Source organism: Actinocorallia aurea, assembly GCF_054783995.1.
In genome coordinates this window covers 197,350-216,418 of record NZ_BAAGPQ010000004.1, presented here as the reverse complement: position 1 = coordinate 216,418, position 19,069 = coordinate 197,350, and the positions used below count along the sequence as shown (strand labels likewise).

17 protein-coding genes and 1 riboswitch are annotated in these 19,069 nt (G+C 73.3%); of the genes, 16 read left to right on the top strand and 1 reads right to left on the bottom strand.

What is annotated here, in order from left to right; translation table 11 throughout:
• The first annotated feature begins 33 nt into the window (after window positions 1–33).
• The 8 genes from ACYVOM_RS07910 to metK all read left to right on the top strand — a co-directional run bounded on the left by ACYVOM_RS07910 (window position 34) and on the right by metK (window position 6,722).
• Window positions 34–849, top strand: a complete 816-nt coding sequence (locus ACYVOM_RS07910; protein ID WP_460302625.1) for an iron-sulfur cluster-binding protein — start codon at window positions 34–36, stop codon at window positions 847–849.
• Between the two features lie 40 nt (window positions 850–889).
• A complete protein-coding gene (locus ACYVOM_RS07905) occupies window positions 890–1,873 on the top strand; it encodes a dihydroorotate dehydrogenase (protein WP_460302574.1) in 984 nt (327 codons plus the stop codon).
• Complete coding sequence (gene pyrF, locus ACYVOM_RS07900; protein WP_460302573.1) at window positions 1,870–2,553, top strand: orotidine-5'-phosphate decarboxylase; 684 nt, start codon at window positions 1,870–1,872, stop codon at window positions 2,551–2,553. The genes ACYVOM_RS07905 and pyrF overlap by 4 nt, the downstream gene beginning before the upstream one ends.
• Window positions 2,554–2,747: 194 nt before the next feature.
• A complete protein-coding gene (mihF, locus tag ACYVOM_RS07895) occupies window positions 2,748–3,065 on the top strand; it encodes an integration host factor, actinobacterial type (protein ID WP_211359585.1) in 318 nt (105 codons plus the stop codon).
• Window positions 3,066–3,171: 106 nt separating this feature from the next.
• Window positions 3,172–3,750: a guanylate kinase gene (gmk, locus tag ACYVOM_RS07890; protein ID WP_460302572.1), complete on the top strand. Its 579-nt coding sequence runs from the start codon at window positions 3,172–3,174 to the stop codon at window positions 3,748–3,750.
• A gap of 182 nt (window positions 3,751–3,932) precedes the next feature.
• The gene (gene rpoZ, locus ACYVOM_RS07885; RefSeq protein ID WP_460302571.1) at window positions 3,933–4,187 is read left to right on the top strand and encodes a DNA-directed RNA polymerase subunit omega; all 255 of its coding nucleotides are present in this window, start codon (window positions 3,933–3,935) and stop codon (window positions 4,185–4,187) included.
• A complete protein-coding gene (gene coaBC / locus ACYVOM_RS07880) occupies window positions 4,184–5,377 on the top strand; it encodes a bifunctional phosphopantothenoylcysteine decarboxylase/phosphopantothenate--cysteine ligase CoaBC (protein WP_460302570.1) in 1,194 nt (397 codons plus the stop codon). The genes rpoZ and coaBC overlap by 4 nt, the downstream gene beginning before the upstream one ends.
• 151 nt (window positions 5,378–5,528) lie before the next feature.
• Window positions 5,529–6,722, top strand: coding sequence for a methionine adenosyltransferase (gene metK / locus ACYVOM_RS07875; RefSeq protein WP_460302569.1), 1,194 nt, complete (start codon window positions 5,529–5,531; stop codon window positions 6,720–6,722).
• Between the two features lie 243 nt (window positions 6,723–6,965).
• Here the strand turns inward: metK and ACYVOM_RS07870 are convergent, their stop codons facing one another.
• Window positions 6,966–8,024 carry a hypothetical protein gene (locus tag ACYVOM_RS07870; protein WP_460302568.1) on the bottom strand — a complete coding sequence of 353 codons (1,059 nt, stop codon included), beginning with the start codon at window positions 8,022–8,024 and terminating at the stop codon, window positions 6,966–6,968.
• Between the two features lie 83 nt (window positions 8,025–8,107).
• On the opposite strand from ACYVOM_RS07870, the gene ACYVOM_RS07865 reads away from it, so the two are divergent.
• The 8 genes from ACYVOM_RS07865 (at window position 8,108) to ACYVOM_RS07830 (ending at window position 19,068) form a co-directional block, all read left to right on the top strand.
• Complete coding sequence (locus tag ACYVOM_RS07865; protein ID WP_460302567.1) at window positions 8,108–10,807, top strand: primosomal protein N'; 2,700 nt, start codon at window positions 8,108–8,110, stop codon at window positions 10,805–10,807.
• Between the two features lie 492 nt (window positions 10,808–11,299).
• A complete protein-coding gene (locus ACYVOM_RS07860) occupies window positions 11,300–13,039 on the top strand; it encodes a hypothetical protein (RefSeq protein WP_460302566.1) in 1,740 nt (579 codons plus the stop codon).
• Window positions 13,040–13,145: 106 nt separating this feature from the next.
• Window positions 13,146–13,691: a peptide deformylase gene (def, locus tag ACYVOM_RS07855; protein WP_460302565.1), complete on the top strand. Its 546-nt coding sequence runs from the start codon at window positions 13,146–13,148 to the stop codon at window positions 13,689–13,691.
• 8 nt (window positions 13,692–13,699) lie between these two features.
• Window positions 13,700–14,626 carry a methionyl-tRNA formyltransferase gene (gene fmt / locus ACYVOM_RS07850; RefSeq protein ID WP_460302564.1) on the top strand — a complete coding sequence of 309 codons (927 nt, stop codon included), beginning with the start codon at window positions 13,700–13,702 and terminating at the stop codon, window positions 14,624–14,626.
• 51 nt (window positions 14,627–14,677) lie between these two features.
• Window positions 14,678–16,093 (top strand): RsmB/NOP family class I SAM-dependent RNA methyltransferase, encoded by a 1,416-nt coding sequence (locus ACYVOM_RS07845; RefSeq protein ID WP_460302563.1) that lies wholly within the window; start codon window positions 14,678–14,680, stop codon window positions 16,091–16,093.
• A 71-nt stretch (window positions 16,094–16,164) separates the two neighbouring features.
• Complete coding sequence (gene rpe / locus ACYVOM_RS07840; RefSeq protein ID WP_460302562.1) at window positions 16,165–16,860, top strand: ribulose-phosphate 3-epimerase; 696 nt, start codon at window positions 16,165–16,167, stop codon at window positions 16,858–16,860.
• Between the two features lie 193 nt (window positions 16,861–17,053).
• Window positions 17,054–17,183, top strand: a riboswitch (FMN riboswitch).
• Between the two features lie 80 nt (window positions 17,184–17,263).
• Window positions 17,264–17,863, top strand: coding sequence for a riboflavin synthase (locus ACYVOM_RS07835; RefSeq protein ID WP_460302561.1), 600 nt, complete (start codon window positions 17,264–17,266; stop codon window positions 17,861–17,863).
• Entirely contained in the window at window positions 17,860–19,068 is a 1,209-nt protein-coding gene (locus ACYVOM_RS07830) for a bifunctional 3,4-dihydroxy-2-butanone-4-phosphate synthase/GTP cyclohydrolase II (protein ID WP_460302560.1), read from the top strand. Before ACYVOM_RS07835 ends, ACYVOM_RS07830 begins: the two co-directional genes overlap by 4 nt.
• Window position 19,069 lies beyond the last annotated feature (1 nt).

Sequence of the window (19,069 nt, the reverse complement as noted above, 5' to 3'; positions counted from 1 at the left end):
CTCACGGTCCGGCAGGTGGCGGCCTACCACGCGATGACCGTCGTGGCCCCGGCGGTGGCCGAGCGGTTCCGGCCCGGCCAGTTCGTCGCGGTCGCCGTCGGCGGTGAGCACACCTCGCTGCTGGCGCGGCGCTGCCTGCCCGTCTACGAGGTGAAGTCCGACTACGGCGGCACCGTCGAGTTCGTCTTCCCCGCCGACGACCCGGGCAGCAGGTGGTTGGCCTCCCGCCGCTCCCGCGACGCCCTCGACCTCATCGGGCCGCTCGGCAGGCCCTTCCCGCTGCCGCGCGACCCCGCCTCGTGCCTGCTCGTCGGCGGCGCGCACGGCTCGTCCGGGCTGTTCGCGCTCGCCGACGCGCTGCGCAAGCGCGACTGCAAGGTGCACTTCGTGCTGGCCGCCCCGCACGCCCACCAGGTGTACGGGGCGCTCAGCGCCCAGCGGATCGGCGACAGCTCCACCGTCGTCACCCGCGACGGCTCCCTCGGCACCGCCGGGATGCTCCCCGACCTCCTGCCCGCGATCATCGACCGGACCGAGGCCGACGTCATCTACGCCGCGGGTCCGACGGGCCTGCTCAGCGCGGTCAGCGGCATCGCCGCGGCCCTCGCCATCCCGTGCCAGGTGAGCCTCGGCGAGTTGCTCGGCGAGACCGGCGCGTGCGGCATCGGCGTGTGCGCGTCCTGCGTCCTGCCCGTCATCGGCGACGACGGCCACACCCGCATGGTCCGCGCCTGCGCCGAGGGCCCCGTCATGCGCGGCGAGCGCGTCCGCTGGAACGACCTCGGCACCATCCCCTTGGACGCCCTGGGCGGGCCGAGGGCCCCGCAGAGCCTCGAAGCAGCCCCTTGAGCATGAGGGCGACCCGTCCCTCGACAGCAGGAGGACACCCGTGGACCTGAGCACCCGGATCGGGGCGGTCACGCTCGCCAACCCGCTGGTCACGGCGTCGGGCTGCGGGGGGACGGGGCGGGAGCTGTCCCCCTACACCGATCTCGCGCGGCTCGGCGCGTTCACGACCGCGACGGTCATGGCGCGGCCCCGGGCGGGGCGGCCGACCCCGCGGATCGCCGAGACGCCCAGCGGGCTGCTCAACGCGATGGGGCTGCCCGGCCCCGGGCTCGAGGTGTTCCTCGCCAAGGACCTGCCGTGGCTCACCGGCCAGGACGCGCGGGTGATCGTCTCGGTCGGCGGCGGCAGCGTGCAGGAGTTCGGCGAGGTCGCCGGCCGGCTCGCCGGCTCGCCCGCCGCCCGCTCCATCGCCGGGGTCGAGGTCAACGTCTCGTGCCCCAACGCCGAAGACCGGGGCCGCATGTTCGCGGCCTCGCCCGCCGCCGCCGCGGACGTCGTCCGCGCGGTGCGCGGCGCAATTCATCGGGACGTCCCGGTATTGGCCAAGCTTTCGCCTGATGTGACAGATATCGCGACCATTGCACTGGCCTGTGCCGACGCCGGGGCGACCGGTTTGTCACTCATCAACACGGTTTCCGGCCTCGCCATTGATCCGGCCACATTGCGCCCGGCACTCAGCGGCGTCGCCGGCGGCCTTTCCGGGCCCGCCCTGCGGCCCGTCGCGCTCCGCTGCGTCTACCAGGTCCACGCCGCGATCCCGGAGCTGCCGATCATCGGCGGCGGCGGCGTCGCCACCGGATCCGACGCCCTGGAGTTCCTCGTGGCGGGTGCGACGGCCGTCTCCGTCGGCACCACCCTCCTGCACGACCCGTCGGCCCCCCAGCGCATCCTCAGGGAGCTGGAGGAGGCCCTGGCGGCGCGGGGGATGGCCAGGCCGTCGGACGCCGTCGGGCTGGCCCACCGGCCCGCCTCCGCGGCGCCGCAGATCGCACGCCCGCGCACCCGTATCGAGGAGTTCTCATGAAGCCCGCGCCGATCGCGGTCGCCCTGGACACCGACGACATCGCGACCGCGGTGCGCTGGACCGGGCAGGTCACCCCCTACGTCAGCACCGTGAAGGTCGGCCTGGAGCTGTACCTGCGCTACGGCCGCGAGGTCGTCACCAAGGTGCGGGAGGCCGGCGGGGAGCGCCTGTTCCTCGACCTGAAGCTGCACGACATCCCCGCGACCGTCGAGAAGGCCGTGCGCGCCGTCGCCGACCTCGCGCCCTCCTACCTGACGGTGCACGCCTCGGGCGGCACCGCGATGATCAAGGCGGCGGCCGCGGCCGCGCCCGAGACGAAGATCACAGCCGTCACCGTCCTGACCTCGATGGGGGAGGGCGATCTGGCCGAGATCGGCCTCGCCGGGCCCGCCGATGACGCCGTCCGGCGGCTCGCCGCGCTCGCCGTCGGAGCGGGCGCCCGCGCGCTGGTGTGCTCGCCGCGCGAAGTGGCGCTCGTTCGCGCCGAAGTGGGCGACGGAATCGATCTGATCACGCCCGGAGTGCGTCCCGCGGGGTCCGCCGCCGACGACCAGACGCGTATCGCCACCCCCGAGTCCGCACTCGCCGCGGGAGCCGATTTGCTGGTTATCGGGCGTCCTATTACCCGCGATTCGGACCCCGGAAGAGCCGCCGCCGAGATTGCCGCGACACTGCGTTGAGTCGGGTGGGCGAAAGCCCAGGCAGCCGGGGTGTGCGGCGATTTTCCTGACGCAGGGTGATGCGTTGATTACGGATAGAGAATTTCGTGGATATCTCACCGGAATAACCGCGCATCACGTTGCTTTATGGGGGGGAAAGTCGCTAGTTTCCGGGGCGTCCGACTCCGTCGAGTGGAAAACACGAGGTGACCGGCGTGGCTCTTCCGCCCCTTACCCCCGAACAGCGTGCCGCGGCCCTGGAAAAGGCCGCATTGGCCCGCAGGGAGCGCGCAGAGGTCAAGGTCAAGCTCAAGAACCAGGAGATCTCCCTCTCCGACGTGCTTCAGCAGGGCCTTGCCGACGACATCGTCGGCAAGATGAAGGTCTCGGCTCTCCTGGAGTCGCTGCCCGGCGTCGGCAAGGTCCGCGCCAAGCAGATCATGGAGCGGCACGGCATCGCCGAGTCCCGCCGCGTGCGGGGCCTGGGCGCCAACCAGCGCGCTTCGCTGGAGCGCGAGCTCGGCAACAAGTAGCCTCCGCGCGTCCCGCCGGGTCGGTCGGCCGTCGCCACCCATGACGGCCCTGACCCGGCAGGACACCCCGCGTACCACCGCGGGGTCGTGATAAACCTTGCGTGAGATGGAAACCTCCGATTCACCCAACCGTTCCCTGAAGCGCCTCACGGTCCTGTCCGGGCCGTCCGGTGTGGGCAAGAGCACGGTCGTCGCCCAACTGCGCGCCGACCACCCCGGCGTCTGGCTGTCGGTGTCGGTGACGACCCGCAAGCCGCGCCCCGGCGAGACCGACGGCGTCGAGTACCACTTCACCGACGACGCGGGATTCGACCGGATGGTCGCCGAAGGCACCCTCCTGGAGTGGGCCGAGTTCGCGGGCAACCGCTACGGCACCCCGCGCGCCCCCGTCGAGGAGCGGCTCGCCCAGGGCGTCCCCACACTGCTGGAGATCGACCTCCAGGGCGCGCGCCAGGTGCGCGAGACCATGCCCGACGCGCGGCTGGTCTTCCTCGCCCCGCCCTCCTGGGAAGAGCTCGTCCGGCGGCTGGTCGGCCGCGGCACCGAGTCCGACGAGGTGATCGAACGGCGCCTCGCCGCCGCCCGCGTCGAGCTGGCCGCGGAGAAGGAGTTCGACACCACCCTGGTCAACCACTCGGTCCCGGGTGTATGCGAAGAGCTGCTAGCCTTGATGGCTGGCCACTGATCACTTCTCCGGTGAGGCCGGTCGGCGTCGCCAGGACGCCTCCCGGGATCGCCGATCAGGCCCCCGGATCACTGACTTCTGATCACTGATCTCCGCTCCACCGATCTCCGCTCCACAGGTCTTCCGCTCCACTTGACTTCCTGCTCCATCGCTTCTGATCACTGACTCCCGAAAGGCGCATTGTGGCTGCCAACAACGAGGGCATCACCAACCCGTCGATCGACGACCTGCTCCAGGTCGTCGACACCAAGTACGGACTGGTGTCCATCGCGGCCAAGCGGGCCCGTCAGATCAACGCCTACTACGCGCAGCTCGGCGAGGGCCTGCTGGAGTACGTGGGTCCGCTGGTCGAGACCCAGGTCCAGGAGAAGCCGCTGTCCATCGCCCTGCGCGAGGTCCGCGAGGGCCTGCTGCACACCGAGCCCACCGAGGGGTGACCGGCGCCAGGGTCGTTCTCGGCGTCGGCGCCGGGATCGCCGCGTACAAGGTGTGCGAGCTGCTCCGCCGCCTCAAGGAGTCGGGGCACAGCGTCAAGGTCGTGCCGACCGCCGACGCGCTGCGGTTCGTCGGCGAGCCCACCTGGGCCGCCCTGTCCGGCCAGCCCGTGCAGACGGGCGTGTGGGAGGACATCGCGGACGTGCCGCATGTCCGGATCGGGCAGACGGCCGATCTCGTCTTCGTCGCCCCGGCCACGGCCAACCTCCTGGCCAAGGCCGCGCACGGTATCGCCGACGACCTCCTCACCAACACGCTGCTCACCGCCCGGTGCCCCGTGGTGTTCGCGCCCGCGATGCACACCGAGATGTGGGAGCACCCGGCGACCCGGGCCAACGTCGCGCTGCTGCGCGAGCGCGGCAACATCGTCGTCGAGCCCGCCTCCGGGAGGCTCACGGGCAAGGACACCGGTCCCGGGCGGCTGCCCGATCCGGCCGAGCTGTTCGAGGTGGCCCGGCGCGTCCTGGCCGGCGATCCGCGCGACCTCGCCGGGCGGCACGTCGTCGTCTCCGCCGGCGGCACGCGCGAGCCGATCGACCCCGTGCGCTTCATCGGGAACCGCTCCTCGGGCTTGCAGGGCTACGCCCTCGCCCGGGTCGCCGCGGCCCGCGGCGCGAAGGTCACCCTCGTCGCCGCCAACACCTCGCTGCCGGATCCGGCAGGGGTCTCGGTCGTGCGGACGGGCTCGGCGCTGGAGATGCGCGAGGCGGTCCACGCCGCGGCGGGCGGCGCCGACGTGGTGGTGATGGCCGCGGCCGTCGCCGACTTCCGGCCGTCGTCGTTCCAGGGCTCGAAGATCAAGAAGACCGAGGATTCCAATACTTTGCCTATCGAATTGGTGAAGAATCCGGATATCCTGGCCGAGCTCGTCACCCGGCGGACCCCCGGGCAGGTCATCGTCGGTTTCGCCGCCGAGACCGACGACGTTCTCGACAACGGCAGGGCCAAACTGGCCCGCAAGGGCTGCGACCTGCTCGTGGTCAACCAGGTCGGCGAGCATCTGACGTTCGGCGCACCCGACAACGCCGGGGTGATCCTCGCGGCGACCGGAGCCGAGCGCGAGATCCCGCGTGGAAGCAAGGACCAGCTCGCCTCCGCGGTCTGGGACGAGGTCGCCGCACTGCTGGGCTGAGTCGCGCCGCCGGGCTGAGCTGCTCCTCCCGTGCGAGGACCGGTAGGGCTAGACTTCGCCTGATCCACACTCGGGGCCGGTTCGCAACCGGTCCCGGCCCCGATACCCTGCTACTGGTTCAAGTCAGCAGCCGCTGCAAGGAGTTCACGTAGTGTCCCGTCGCCTCTTCACCTCTGAATCGGTCACCGAGGGCCACCCGGACAAGATCGCCGACCAGATCAGTGACGCGATCCTCGATTCCATGCTCAAGGACGACCCGAAGAGCCGGGTCGCCGTCGAGACGATGATCACCACAGGTCAGGTGCACGTGGCCGGTGAGGTCACCACCGAGACCTACGTGGACATCCCCGGCGTCATCCGGGAGAAGATCCTCGAAATCGGCTACGACTCCTCGGCCAAGGGTTTCGACGGCCACTCCTGCGGCGTCTCGGTCTCCATCGGCGCCCAGTCGCCCGACATCGCCCAGGGCGTCGACGACGCCTACGAGAACCGCGAGGGCGAGGCCGGCGACGACCTCGACCGCCAGGGCGCGGGCGACCAGGGCCTCATGTTCGGCTACGCCACCAACGAGACCGCCACCCTCATGCCGCTGCCGATCACCATCGCGCACCGGCTCGCCCAGCGGCTGTCCGAGGTGCGCAAGAACGGCGATGTCGCCTACCTGCGCCCCGACGGCAAGACCCAGGTCACCATCGAGTACGACGGCCACCGGGCCGTCCGCCTCGACACCGTCGTCGTCTCCTCCCAGCACGCCCCTGACATCTCGCTCAAGGAACTGCTGACCCCGGACATCAAGGACCTCGTCGTCGACCCGGTCCTCGCCGAGTTCGACATCGACACCTCCGGCTACCGCCTGCTGGTGAACCCGACCGGCCGCTTCGAGATCGGCGGCCCGATGGGCGACGCGGGCCTCACCGGCCGCAAGATCATCGTCGACACCTACGGCGGCTACGCCCGCCACGGCGGCGGCGCCTTCTCCGGCAAGGACCCGTCCAAGGTCGACCGCTCCGCCGCCTACGCGATGCGCTGGGTCGCCAAGAACATCGTCGCCGCCGGCCTCGCCGACCGCGCCGAGGTCCAGGTCGCCTACGCGATCGGCAAGGCCCAGCCCGTCGGCGTCTTCGTCGAGGGCTTCGGCACCGAGAAGGTCGACATCACCAAGCTCCAGGCCGCCGTCCTGGAGGTCTTCGACCTGCGTCCGGCCGCGATCGTCCGCGACCTCGACCTGCTCCGCCCGATCTACTCCCAGACCGCCGCCTACGGCCACTTCGGCCGCGAGCTGCCGGACTTCTCCTGGGAGCGCGCCGACCGCGCCGAGGCGCTCCGCGCCGCCGTCGGCCTGTAAGCACCGTCCGCAGAGGCCCGCGCCCTTTCGGGGCGCGGGCCTCTGCGCGTTCAGGCAGGGAGCGCGTCGCCTGGTGGGCTCGCGCCTCCGCTCTGCGGGGGCGCCGCCCGCACGCGTCGCGGATCAGCGCATCCGGGGGCCACCGTGTCCTGGCACGGCGGTGAGCAGCGCGCGGCCGTCACGCTTGGCCGTCACGCCGAGCGGTGCGCCCTCGTCCCTCGCCGTCGGAGAGAACCGACGGCTTCAGGGGAAGCGCGGCAGGCCCCGCTCGGTCAGGTGGGAGGCGAGGGCGGGGAAGGAGTCCGGGAGGTCCAGGGAGAAGAGGGCGTGGGGGATGAGGCCCGGGTAGAGGTGGCTGGAGTGCCTGGGCAGGGAGGCGAGGAGGGCCCGCTCGGCGGCGGACAGATGGTCTCCCGGCGCGGCGGACGCCTCCTCCAGCAGCAGGTGGACCAGCGCGGCGTCGATCGGGAACGAGGGATCGGTGCGGTGGCCGAGCCGGATGAGAGCGCGGGCGGCCTCGCGGCGGCGCGCGTCGGGGACGCACCGCAGGGCGGCGGCGAGCAGCCCCGCGACGTCGCCGTAGAGGTAGGGGAGATCTTCTTCCCAGAAGACGCGCAGGGTGCGGGCGGAGTCGAGGACCGCGTCGACGGCGGAGGCCGGAGGGTCGTCGCGCAGCGCGATCAGCGCGGCGGCGGCGAGGACGGGATCGGCGGGCGGGTCGTCGAAGAGGGTCCGGTCGCCGAGCAGGGCCGCCGCGACGAGGCAGGTGGCGCGGGTGGCCGGGGCCGGGGAGTCCGCCAGCACGGCGTGCAGCGCGGGCAGGACGGCGGGGGCCGCCTCCGGGAACCAGGACAGGGTCCAAGCGGCGGCGCGCACGACGTACGGGTCTGCGCCTGCGAGGAGAGGGACGAGACCGGGGACCTCCGCGCGCACGGCCGCGTAGGCGGCGACGCCGTCGGGGTCGAGGCCGGGGGCGCCGGACAGTTCCGCGGGACGCGGCAACGACCACTGGTCGTCGTCGCCGGTGGCCAGGCGGCCGAGCAGGACGACCACGGGAACCGCGGTCACCGCGAGCGGCCGGGTGAGCAGCCCGGCGAGGAACGGTACGGCGGCGGCGCTCGCCGGGAAGCGGTCGCCCTGGTGGCAGAGGGACGCGAAGAGGACGCCGAAGGCCTCCTCGGTCTCCTCGGCGTCGGATCCGGCGAGCGTCCGGAGCAGGGCGGGCACGTCGGAGGCGTCGCCGTAGGCGTGGTGCAGCGCGGACCAGTCGACCGCGGGGAGCTCTGTCAGCGGGCGGGGCACGCGAGGCACCCTAGCCTGTGCGCCCCGCGGGGTTTTCCACAAGGGCGAACGGGGCGGTGCCGTGGGGGTGATAGGTGTGGGGGGTGGGTGAGGACGGGCTGATTCCGGGGACGGAGGGGCTGGCGGCGGAGGCCGAGGCCGCGGCGGTGACGGAGAAGAAGGCGGGCAGATCGGCAGAGAAGAAGACGGCGGCAGAGAAGAAGCCGGCGGGGGTGCCGGAGGCGGCGGAGGAGTTGCCCGTGGCGCGGGTGGCGGTGGACGTGCCGCTGCCGCACCTGGACCGGGTGTTCGACTACCTCGTGCCCGCCCGGCTCGACGCGCAGGCGGTGCCGGGGTGCCGGGTGCGGGTGCGCTTCCACGGCAAGCTCGTGGACGGCTTCCTGCTGGAGCGGGTGGCCGAGAGCGCGCACGAGGGCAAGTTCGTGTTCCTGGAGCGGGTGGTCTCCGCGGAGCCGGTCCTCGGTCCTGAGATCGCGGCGCTCGCCCGCGAGGTGGCCGACCGCTATGCCGGCACGTTCGCCGACGTGGTCCGGCTGGCCGTCCCGCCCCGCCACGCCCGCGCCGAGAAGCGCGCCCCGGCCGAGCCCGCGCCGCGCCCCGCGCCGCCCGCCGACCCGGGTCCCTGGGCCGCCTACCCGGCGGGCCCCTCCTACCTGTCGGCCCTCGCCGACGGCCGCTCCCCGCGCGCCGTCTGGACCGCCCTGCCCGGCCCCGACTGGCCCGCCGCCCTCGCCCGCGCCGCCCGCGCCACCGCCGCGTCCGGCCGCGGAGTCCTCATCGTCGTCGCCGACGGCCGCCACGCCGCCCGCGTCGCCGCCGCCCTCACCACCGAACTCGCCGACCTCCCCGCCACGCCACACCCCACCTCCGCCACGCCGGAACCGGCCTCCGCGACGGCGGAGCCCGCCTCCGCGACGCCCGAGCCCGCCTCCGCGACGCCGGAGTCCGGCTCTAAGGCGGTGGAGCCCGGCCCTGAGGTGGTGCAGCCCGCGTCTGTGACGGCGGAGTCCGGCTCTGAGGTGGTGGAGCCCGCGTCCGCGAAGGAGGAGTCCGGCTCTGTGATGGCGGAGTCCGGCTCTGAGGCGGGGGAACCCGGGTCCGAGGCGGTGCAGCCCTGGTCCGCCAAGGAGGAGTCCGGCTCGGAGACGGCGGAGCCTGCGTCCGCGACGGTGCGGCCTGCGTCCGCGGCGGTGGAGTCGGGGGCTGCGACGGTGCAGCCGGGGTCCGCCGGGTCGCGGGCCGCGTCCGAGACGGCGCGGCCCGGCTTCAGCGCGGAGGGCGTCCCTGGGTCGGGGGAGGCCGTCTCCGCGTCGGAGGTTGTTCCGGCATCGCGGAACGACATGCCTGGGGTGGGGGACGCGCTTGGGACGGAGATCGTGCTCGGGGGGGCGGGGTCCGGGGTGGCGGAGGGGTTCTCGGTGGGTGAAGGGGAGTTGGGAGGGGGTGGGCGGAAGGCCGCGCGGGGGAGGCGGACCGAGGGGTTCGTGGTGCTGCGGGCCGAGGACGGGCCGGAGAAGCGGTACGGGGAGTGGCTGCGGATCCTGCGGGGGGAGGCGCGGATCGTGGTGGGCACCCGCGCGGCGATGTTCGCGCCGGTGCGCGACCTCGGGCTCGTCGCGCTGTGGGACGACGGCGACGACGTGCACGCCGAGCCGCACGCGCCCTATCCGCACGCGCGGGAGGTGCTCGTCCTGCGGGCGCACAGGGCAGGTGCGGCGGCGCTCTTCGGCGGGGCGACCCGTACGGCGGACGCGACGAGGCTCGTGGAGACCGGGTGGGCTCATCCCCTGACGGCGGCGCGGGAGACGGTCCGCGAGGCGATGCCGCGGGTCCGGCCGATCGGGGAGGACGCCGAACTGGCCCGCGACGAGGCGGCCCGCATAGCCCGGCTGCCCGCGCTGGCCTTCCGGGCCGCCCGCGCCGCGCTCGCCGAAGGGCCGGTGCTCGTGCAGGTGCCCCGGCGCGGCTACCTGCCCGCGATCGCCTGTGCGCAGTGCCGCGAACCCGCGCGCTGCCCCGCCTGCGCGGGCCCGCTGGAACTCGGTTCGGCGGGCGGGGCGCCGGCCTGCCGCTGGTGCGGCGCCATCGCCACCGCCTGGCGCTGCCCGGAGTGCGGCGGCACGCGGATCCGCGCGGTGGTCGTCGGCGCGGGGCGGACCGCCGAAGAGCTCGGCCGGGCCTTTCCCGGGGTGACGGTCCGCACTTCGGGACGTGACGCGATCCTCGCCGAGGTGTCGGGGCGGCCGGAGCTCGTCGTCGCGACGCCCGGCGCCGAACCCGTCGCCGAGGGCGGGTACGCCGCGGCCCTGCTCCTCGACGGCTGGGCCATGCTCGGCAGGCCCGACCTGCGCGTCGCCGAGGAGGCGCTGCGCCGCTGGCTGAACGCCGCCGCACTGGTCCGCCCGCACGGGCCCGTCGTGCTCGCCGCCGACGCGGGGCTGCCCGCCGTCCAGGCCGTGGTCCGCTGGGACCCGGTCACCTTCGCCGAGCGAGAGCTGGCCGAACGCCGCGAACTGCGCTTTCCGCCCGCCGCCCGGATGGCGTCCCTCACCGGCGCGCCCGCCGCCATCCGCGACCTCCTCGACCACGCCCGGCTGCCCGCCGACGCCGAACTCCTCGGCCCCGTCCCGCTCGCCGAAGGCCGCGAACGCGCCCTCCTGCGCGTCCCGCGCACCGGCTCCACCGACCTGGCCCGCGCCCTCAAGGAGGCCCAGGCGATCCGCAGCGCCCGCCGCGCCCCCGACCCCGTCCGCGTGGAACTCGACCCGCTCGAACTCCTCTGACACCACCTGAGCGGACGCGTCCCGGCCCGCCCGCCGGGGCCTCGGGCAAGGGCAGGGCCGCCGCGCGCCCCCTGCCTCGGTCGCGCGCCCGCTGCCACGGTCGGGGGTCGAGACGGCCAGCCCGTGGAGCCTCGGCGCGCGACCCGGGGCTTCCGGGTTCTGGTCCGCCGGAATCCCCCGAATCACCCCGTCGCGCCGGCCGCCTCGATCTCCGCGACCGACGCGCAGGCGCGCGGCGTCGGCCGGGGTGCGGCCGGTGATGACCACGTCGAACGGCCCGTCGGCGCCTCCCGCGTACGGGATCGCGGTCGGGGTCGTGCCGCCGCGCCGCAGAGCCCGCGCCGCCGGGGCCCGCGCCGTTGCCGCGGCTGCCGGGCGGGCCCACGGTCTCCGCCTCATGGGTGCGGCTCGCGATCGATCGGGTCCGTATGCGGGGGAGGCGTGGGGGTGGGTTTGGGAGCGGGGGTGCGGGATCTCCTTTAGGGTTGTCGGGTGGCTGAGAAGTGGGTGGAGAAGACCGTCGCCGGGTTCGAGAAGTGGGCCGGTGAGCGCGGCGGCGTGGATCCGCACGGGGCACGGATCATCGTGTCCCTGCTGGATCTGAACGAGACCGCGGAACTGACCGCGGAACTGCTGGAGGAGACCCTCCTCGAGGACTTCCCCGAGAACGTCGTGGCAGGGCCCGACGACGCCCCCGCCGTGCTCGGCGCGGCCCGGGCCCTCGTGGAGTACCTCGCCGGGGGCGGCCTCGCCGAGTCCGTCGCGGACCAGTGCCGCGCGCTGCTCGACGGCCTCGCCCCGCGCCTGGCCGAAGCGCTCGCCGACGCGGGCGAGGGCGACGGCGAGGCGATGGAGTTCCTCGGCCGGATGATGGCCGCCGAAGGCGTCGACCTGGACGACGAGGACGCCGTCGAGGCGTGGATCGCGGCGTTCGAGGCGCTCCCCGAAGAGGAGCGGATGCAGCTCACCATGCGCCAGTTCGCGGCCGAGAACGTGGTGCCGCCGGTGCGGCTGGCGGCCGTGTCCGAACTCGCCGAGACCGCCCGCGAGTCGGGCCTGCTGCGCGAGGCGCTCGGCCTCGCCGACTGGATCGGCGAGCGCGCCGCCGCCGACGGCCGCCTCACCGCGGCCGACGCCGAGGCCGCCGCGACCGCGCTCGGCCTGGCGGTGCCCCGGGCCGGCGGCGGGGTGTACCCCGAGGTCGAGCGGATGTACGACGCGATCGGCGAGATCGGCCTCATCGAGACCGACGGGACGACGATCCGCCAGGGCACCCGCCCGGACACCGGCTCGGAGGAGGAGATCCTCAGCCTGTGGATCGCCCTCCTGGACGGCCTCGTCGGCCAGGAGTACCCCGAAGGCTCCGCGCTGAGCCCCGTCGAGGTCGTCTGGAGCGAACTGCCCGGCGTCCTGCTGCGGCTGTACGAGAGCGGCGAGCCCGTCGCGATCGGCCGGATCGTCGTCGACCTCCTGGAGCACATCCAGGCCGGCTACGACGTCGCCGACGGGGAGGTCTTCGCCGAAGGCGTCCCGCAGGCGCTGCGGCTCGACCTGGAGGACCTCGCGCGCTGGGGCGCGGTGACCTTCGCCACCGCCGACGAAGCCGCGCTCACCCCCCTCGGCGTTTTCGCCGTGCGGGAACTGCTCCTCGCCGAGGGTTACACCGCGCCCCTCATCGGCGACCTCGCCGAATCGTCGGCCGAAGACCTCGTCAAGGGCCTCGGCTTCCACCGCGAGGACACCGCCGAAGAAGAGATCGGGCTCTGGCTCGCCAAGCGCTCGGCCGAAGAGGCCGCGCAGGGCCTGCTCGACCTCATGCGCGAAGGCCGGCCCGCGCAGCGCAACATCGCCGCGGTCGTCCTCGGCCAGGTCGAGCGGCCCGCGGAACAGCTCATCCGCGGCGCGCTCGCCTTCCCCGAGACCCGCCCGTACGCGCTGATGTGGCTGAGCGGCAACGGCGACGAGACCGCGGTCCCGACCGAGGCCGACATGCAGTGGATGTTCGTCGACACCGTCGCCGGCATGACCGAGGCGCTCGGCCCGCACGAAGCCGTCCAGCTCGCCCTGTCCGACACTCCGGAAGAGGCCGACCTCACCGGCCTGATCTCCGACATCTGGCGCATCCCCCACCCGGACGTCGCCGACGTCCTGGAAGCCATCGGCGACCACCACCACGACCGTGAACTCGCCAAGGCCGCGCGCAAGGCGGTGTTCAAGGCCCGCTCGAAGTAGGCGCCGTCGGGCGCCCGGGTCCCGGGCGCCCGATCGCGGGCGGACCGCATTCCCGGCGGACATAGACTGGCGGTGATCCGTCAGAACCTTCGAGTGAGGAGTCGTCTTGTCCGTCAAGCCGATCCGTCTCTTCGGCGATCCCGTGCTGCGCACTCCCGCCGAGCCCGTCGTGGACTTCGACAAGGAGCTGCGCACCCTGGTCAAGGACCTCACCGACACGATGGTGGAGGCGCCCGGGGCCGGGCTGGCCGCGCCGCAGCTCGGGGTGGGGCTGCGGGTGTTCACCTACTTCGTCGACGACGTGCTGGGGCACCTGGTGAACCCGTCGCTGGACCTCAGCGAGGAGATCCAGGACGGGGACGAGGGATGCCTCTCCCTGCCGGGGCTGTCGTTCCCGACCAAGCGCGCCTACGGCGTCGTCGCCAAGGGCTTCAACATGCACGGCGAGCCGATCACCGTCGAAGGCACCGAGCTGCTCGCGCGCTGCGTGCAGCACGAGACCGACCACCTCGACGGCATCCTGTTCATCGACCGGATGGACACCGAGCAGCGCAAGCTCGCGATGAAGGCGATCCGCGAGGCCGAGTGGTTCGGCGAGCCGGCCCCGGTGATCCGGAACTCCCCGCACAGCACCTTCGGCCGGGCGATCTGAGGCCGCCGATGAGACTCGTCTTCGCCGGTACGCCGGAGACCGCGGTACCGCCGCTCAAGGCCCTGCTGGAGTCCTCGCACGAGGTCGTCGCGGTCGTCACCCGGCCCGACGCCCCCGCCGGACGCGGCCGCAAGCTCGCCGCGAGCCCCGTCGGCGAGGTCGCCGAGGCGGCGGGGATCGAGGTGCTGAAGCCCGCCAAGGCGAGCGACCCCGAGTTCCTGGCGCGCCTCGCCGAGCTGGCGCCCGACTGCTGCCCCGTCGTCGCCTACGGCGCGATCCTCCGCAAGGAGGCCCTGGCGATCCCGCGGCTCGGCTGGGTGAACCTGCACTTCTCGCTGCTGCCCGCGTGGCGCGGCGCGGCCCCCGTCCAGCACGCGATCCTCGCGGGCGACGAGATCACCGGCGCGATGACGTTCCAGATCGAGGAGGGGCTCGACACCGGCCCCGTCTTCGGCCACCTCACCGAGCCGATCCGCGCCGACGACACCAGCGGCACCCTCCTGGAGCGGCTGTCCGTGGCGGGCGCCCGCCTCCTCGCCGACACGATGGACGGCCTGGAGATCGGCGGGCTGCGGGCCGTCCCGCAGCCGGAGGAAGGCGTGTCGTACGCGGCGAAGCTGACGCCGGAGACCGCGCGCGTCGACTGGACCGCGCCCGCGATGCGCGTCGACAGGCTCTGCCGGGCCTGCACGCCCGCGCCGGGTCCGTGGACGACGCTGCGCGAGGACAGGATCAAGCTCGGCCCGGTCCGGCCGGCCGCGGGCGGGGGCCCGCTGGAACCCGGCCAGATCAAGGTCAACCGGGGCGAGGTCCTCGTCGGCACGGCCACCCATCCCGTGGCGCTCACCGAGGTCCAGGCGCCGGGCAAGAAGCGCATGCGGGCCGTCGACTGGGCGCGTGGCCTGCGCCTGACCGACGCCGACCGCTTCCTGTGATCCGCCTGATCGGCCTGAACCGCGCCGCCCAAGACGTCCGGGGGAGAACCCATGCCTGAACAGCGCCGCAGAAGCGCCCACCGCGCCCGGCCGCAGGACAACCGGCGGCCCGCCCGCCAGGCCAAGCGCCGCGCGCCCGGCGACGCCGTACGCCGCGCCGCCTATGACGTCCTGCGCGCGGTCGACGCGCGCGACGCCTACGCCAACCTGCTCCTGCCGCGCGTCCTGCGCGAGCGCGAGCTGAGCGGCCGCGACGCCGCCCTGGCCACCGAGCTGACGTACGGGACGCTCCGGGGCCGCGGCACCTACGACGCGATCCTCGACCTGTGCAGCGACCGCCCCGTCGCCAAGATCGACCCGCCCCTGCGCGACATGCTGCGCCTGGGCGTCCACCAGTTGCTGCGCACCCGCATCCCGGCGCACGCCGCGGTCTCCACGACCGTGGACCTCGTCCGCTCGGTGGCCGGGCCGGGGCAGGCGAAGTTCGCCAACGCGGTGCTGCGCCGCGTCACCGACCGCGACCTGCCCGGCTGGCTCGTCGTCATCGCGCCCGAGGACGAGCTGGGCCGCCTGTCGGTGACCTACAGCCATCCGAAGTGGGTGGTCTCGGCGCTGCGCGACGCGGTCGGCCCCGACGAGATCGAGGACCTCCTCGCCGCCGACAACGAGCGGCCGGGCGTCACGCTGGTGGCGCGGCCGGGCCGGATCGCCGTCGAGGAGCTGTACGACCTGGGCGCGGGCCCAGCCGCCTACTCGCCTTACGCGGCCTACCTTCCCGAGGGCGATCCCGGCGAGATCGCCGCGGTGCGCGAGGGCCGCGCGGGCGTCCAGGACGAGGGAAGCCAGCTCGTGGCGCTCGCGCTGGCGGCCGCCGAGGTCGACGGCAAGGACGACGCGTGGCTCGACCTGTGCGCGGGCCCCGGCGGCAAGGCCGCGCTGCTGTCCGCGCTGGGCGCCCAGCGCGGCGCGCAGCTGCTGGCCTGCGACGTGCAGCCGCACCGGGCCGAGCTGATCACCCGCGTGGTCGGCGACAACACGACGGTGCTGGTCGCCGACGGCACCGAGCCCGCGTGGGAGCCCGCCTCCTTCGACCGGGTGCTCGTCGACGTCCCGTGCTCGGGCCTGGGCGCGCTGCGCCGCCGCCCTGAGGCGCGCTGGCGCCGCACCCCGCAGGACCTCGGCTCCCTCGGACCGCTTCAGCGCAGGCTGCTCGCCACGGCGCTGGACTCGGTCCGGCCGGGCGGCGTCGTGGCGTACGTCACGTGCTCCCCGCACCTTGCCGAGACCCGCGTCGTCGTCGACGACGTCCTGCGCGGCCGAGAGGACGTCAAGCGCCTCGACGCGGTCGACGTGCTCGCGGAGGTGGCTCCGGGCCTCTCCGGCCTCGGCACGGGCCCCTACGCCCAGTTCTGGCCGCACCGGCACGGCACCGACGCCATGTTCCTGGCGCTGCTGCGGAAGGTCTGATCGCCTCTCACCTGGGGGTTCACCCGGGCGGGTGAGGGACGGCGGACGGGAAACCCTAGACTCGGGGGACCATGGGCATTCAGATCTCTCCGAGCATCCTTTCCGCCGACTTCGCGCGCCTGGCCGAGGAGGTGGCCGTCATCTCCGACGCCGCCGACTGGGTGCACGTCGACGTGATGGACAACCACTTCGTTCCGAACCTCACCCTCGGGCTGCCGATCGTGGAGGCGCTGCTCAAGCACAGCGCGCTCCCGCTCGACTGCCATCTGATGATCGAGGACCCCGACCGCTGGGCACCCGCCTACGCCGAGGCCGGGGCCAAGAGCGTCACGATCCACGCCGAGGCGGCCAAGGCCCCCGTGCGGACGTTGCGCATGATCCGCGCGGCCGGCGCGCGCGCGTCGCTGGCGCTGAACCCTGCGACGCCCGTCGAGCACTACGAGGACCTGCTCGGCGAGCTGGACATGCTGCTGCTCATGACGGTCGAGCCGGGTTTCGGCGGCCAGAAGTTCCTCGACATCATGCTGCCGAAGATCCGCCGCGCCCGCGAGCTGGTGAAGGGCCGTGACCTCGACCTGTGGATCCAGGTCGACGGCGGCGTCTCCGCCGAGACGATCGAGCGCTGCGCCGAGGCGGGCGCCGACGTCTTCGTCGCGGGCAACGCCGTCTACGGGGCCGAGGACCCGGCCGAGGCGATCCGCGATCTGCGCGCCCTCGCCGAGTCGAAGACCGCCCACCCCCGCCCGATCGGCTTCGGGCGCACCTGAGGATTGGGACGACCAAGCGAGCGCTTGGTTGGCCCGATTCGGCCATCGAGGGGGGTCGGTATGGCGAGGGGAACATCTGCCATGGCAGACTTGTTACCGAGTCATAAGGCTGATGAGAGATGAACCCCTCATGCGGTCGAGAACTCGACAGTAGGCAGTACCCAGCAAGAGCGGCGCAGAGCGCGCCGCGAACAAGCGTGCTCCGGGGTCGGTGCAATTCCGAACCGGCGGTAAAGTCCGCGACCCGGCCGAAGCCATCGGCCGGCTGATCCGGTGAGATTCCGGTACCGACGGTCATAGTCCGGATGGGAGGCAGCGCGCGCGCCGAATCATGCCCTGACCAGGGCTTGTTCGGCTATTCCTAGACCCCCGGAGCTCCCCGCCAGACAGGGAGGACAGGGGAGTGTTCACCGGAATCGTCGAAGAACTCGGCGAGATCATCAGTAAGACCGACGGCCCGGAATCGGCCGTCCTGGCCATCAAGGGCCCCATCGTCACCTCCGACGCCGTCCACGGCGCGTCGATCGCGGTCAACGGCGTCTGCCTGACCGTCGTCGACCTCAAGGAAGACGTCTTCACCGCCGATGTGATGCACGAGACACTGGCACGCTCCAGCCTCGGCGCCCTCACGCCCGGCGCGCGCGTCAACCTGGAGCGGCCCGTCCGCCTGGCCGACCGTCTCGGCGGCCACCTCGTCCAGGGCCACGTCGACGGAGTCGGCACCATCGCGGAGCGAGCCCCCTCGCCGGACGGCAAGTGGGAGATCGTCCGGGTGTCCTTGCCCGGGAAGCTGTCCCGCTACGTCGTGGAGAAGGGCTCCATCACCGTCGACGGCATCAGCCTCACCGTGGTCGAAGCCGCCGCCGACTCCTTCACCGTCAGCCTCATCCCCACCACGCTGGAGCTGACGACCCTGGGCCGCAAGGCCGTCGGGGACCCCGTCAACCTGGAAGTCGACGTCGTCGCCAAGTACGTCGAGCGCATGATCGGAGACCGGAAGTGACGACGTTCAGCACCATCGAAGAGGCCCTGGCCGACATCGCCCTGGGACGTCCGGTCGTCGTCGTCGACGACGAGGACCGCGAGAACGAGGGCGACCTCATCTTCGCCGCCGAGAAGGCGACGCCGGAGCTCATGGCCTTCATGATCCGGTACACCTCCGGCTACGTGTGCATCGCGCTGCCCGACAGCGACTGCAAGCGCCTCGACCTCCCGCCGATGTACCACTCCAACCAGGACGTGCGCGGAACCGCCTACACCGTCTCGGTGGACGCCGCCGAGGGCGTCTCGACCGGCATCTCCGCCGCCGACCGCGCCCGCACCACCCGGCTGCTGGCCTCGGCCGACACCGTCCCGTCGGACCTGCGCCGCCCCGGCCACGTCGTCCCGCTGCGGGCGCGCGAGCACGGCGTGCTGGTCCGCCGCGGCCACACCGAGGCGACCGTCGACCTCGCCCGCCTCGCCGGCCTGCGCCCCGCCGGCGCCCTGTGCGAGATCGTCAACGACGACGGCACCATGGCCCGGCTGCCCCAGCTCGAGGTCTTCGCCAAGGAGCACGACCTCAAGCTGATCTCCATCGAGCAGCTCGTCGAGTACCGCAAGCGCCACGAGAGCCTCGTCGCGCGCGCCGCCGAGACCGTCATCCCCAACCGGTTCGGCGCCTGGCGCGCCGTCGGCTACACCTCGGCGATCGACGGCGGCGAGCACATCGCCCTCGTCCTCGGCGACCTCGGCGACGGCTCCGACGTGCTCACCCGCGTCCACTCCGAATGCCTCACCGGCGACGTGCTGCACTCCGACCGCTGCGACTGCGGCACCCAGCTCGACGGCGCCATGGCGGAGATCGCCCGCGCCGGCCGCGGCGTCGTCGTCTACCTGCGCGGCCAGGAGGGGCGCGGCATCGGCCTCATCGCCAAGCTGCGCGCCTACGGCCTGCAGGACGCGGGCGCCGACACCGTCGATGCCAACCTGGAGCTCGGCCACCCGATCGACGCCCGGGAGTACACCAACGCCGCGCACATCCTCGCCGACCTCGGCGTGAAGTCGGTGCGGCTGCTGACGAACAACCCGGAGAAGATCTCCGCGCTGTCGTCGTTCGGCCTGGAGGTCTCCGGCCGGGAGGCCCTGCCGGTGCACGTCACCGAGCACAACCGGCGCTACCTGACGGTCAAGCGCGACCGTCTCGGCCACCAGATCGAAGGACTGTGAC

Bases quoted from the DNA above. Each gene is read 5' to 3' on its own strand.
- ACYVOM_RS07910 (WP_460302625.1), top strand. From the start codon at position 34: ATGACCGTCGTGGCCCCGGCGGTGGCCGAGCGGTTCCGGCCCGGCCAG.
- rpe (WP_460302562.1), top strand. From the start codon at position 16,165: ATGGGCATTCAGATCTCTCCGAGCATCCTTTCCGCCGACTTCGCGCGC.
- fmt (WP_460302564.1), top strand. From the start codon at position 13,700: ATGAGACTCGTCTTCGCCGGTACGCCGGAGACCGCGGTACCGCCGCTC.
- pyrF (WP_460302573.1), top strand. From the start codon at position 1,870: ATGAAGCCCGCGCCGATCGCGGTCGCCCTGGACACCGACGACATCGCG.
- ACYVOM_RS07845 (WP_460302563.1), top strand. From the start codon at position 14,678: ATGCCTGAACAGCGCCGCAGAAGCGCCCACCGCGCCCGGCCGCAGGAC.
- gmk (WP_460302572.1), top strand. From the start codon at position 3,172: ATGGAAACCTCCGATTCACCCAACCGTTCCCTGAAGCGCCTCACGGTC.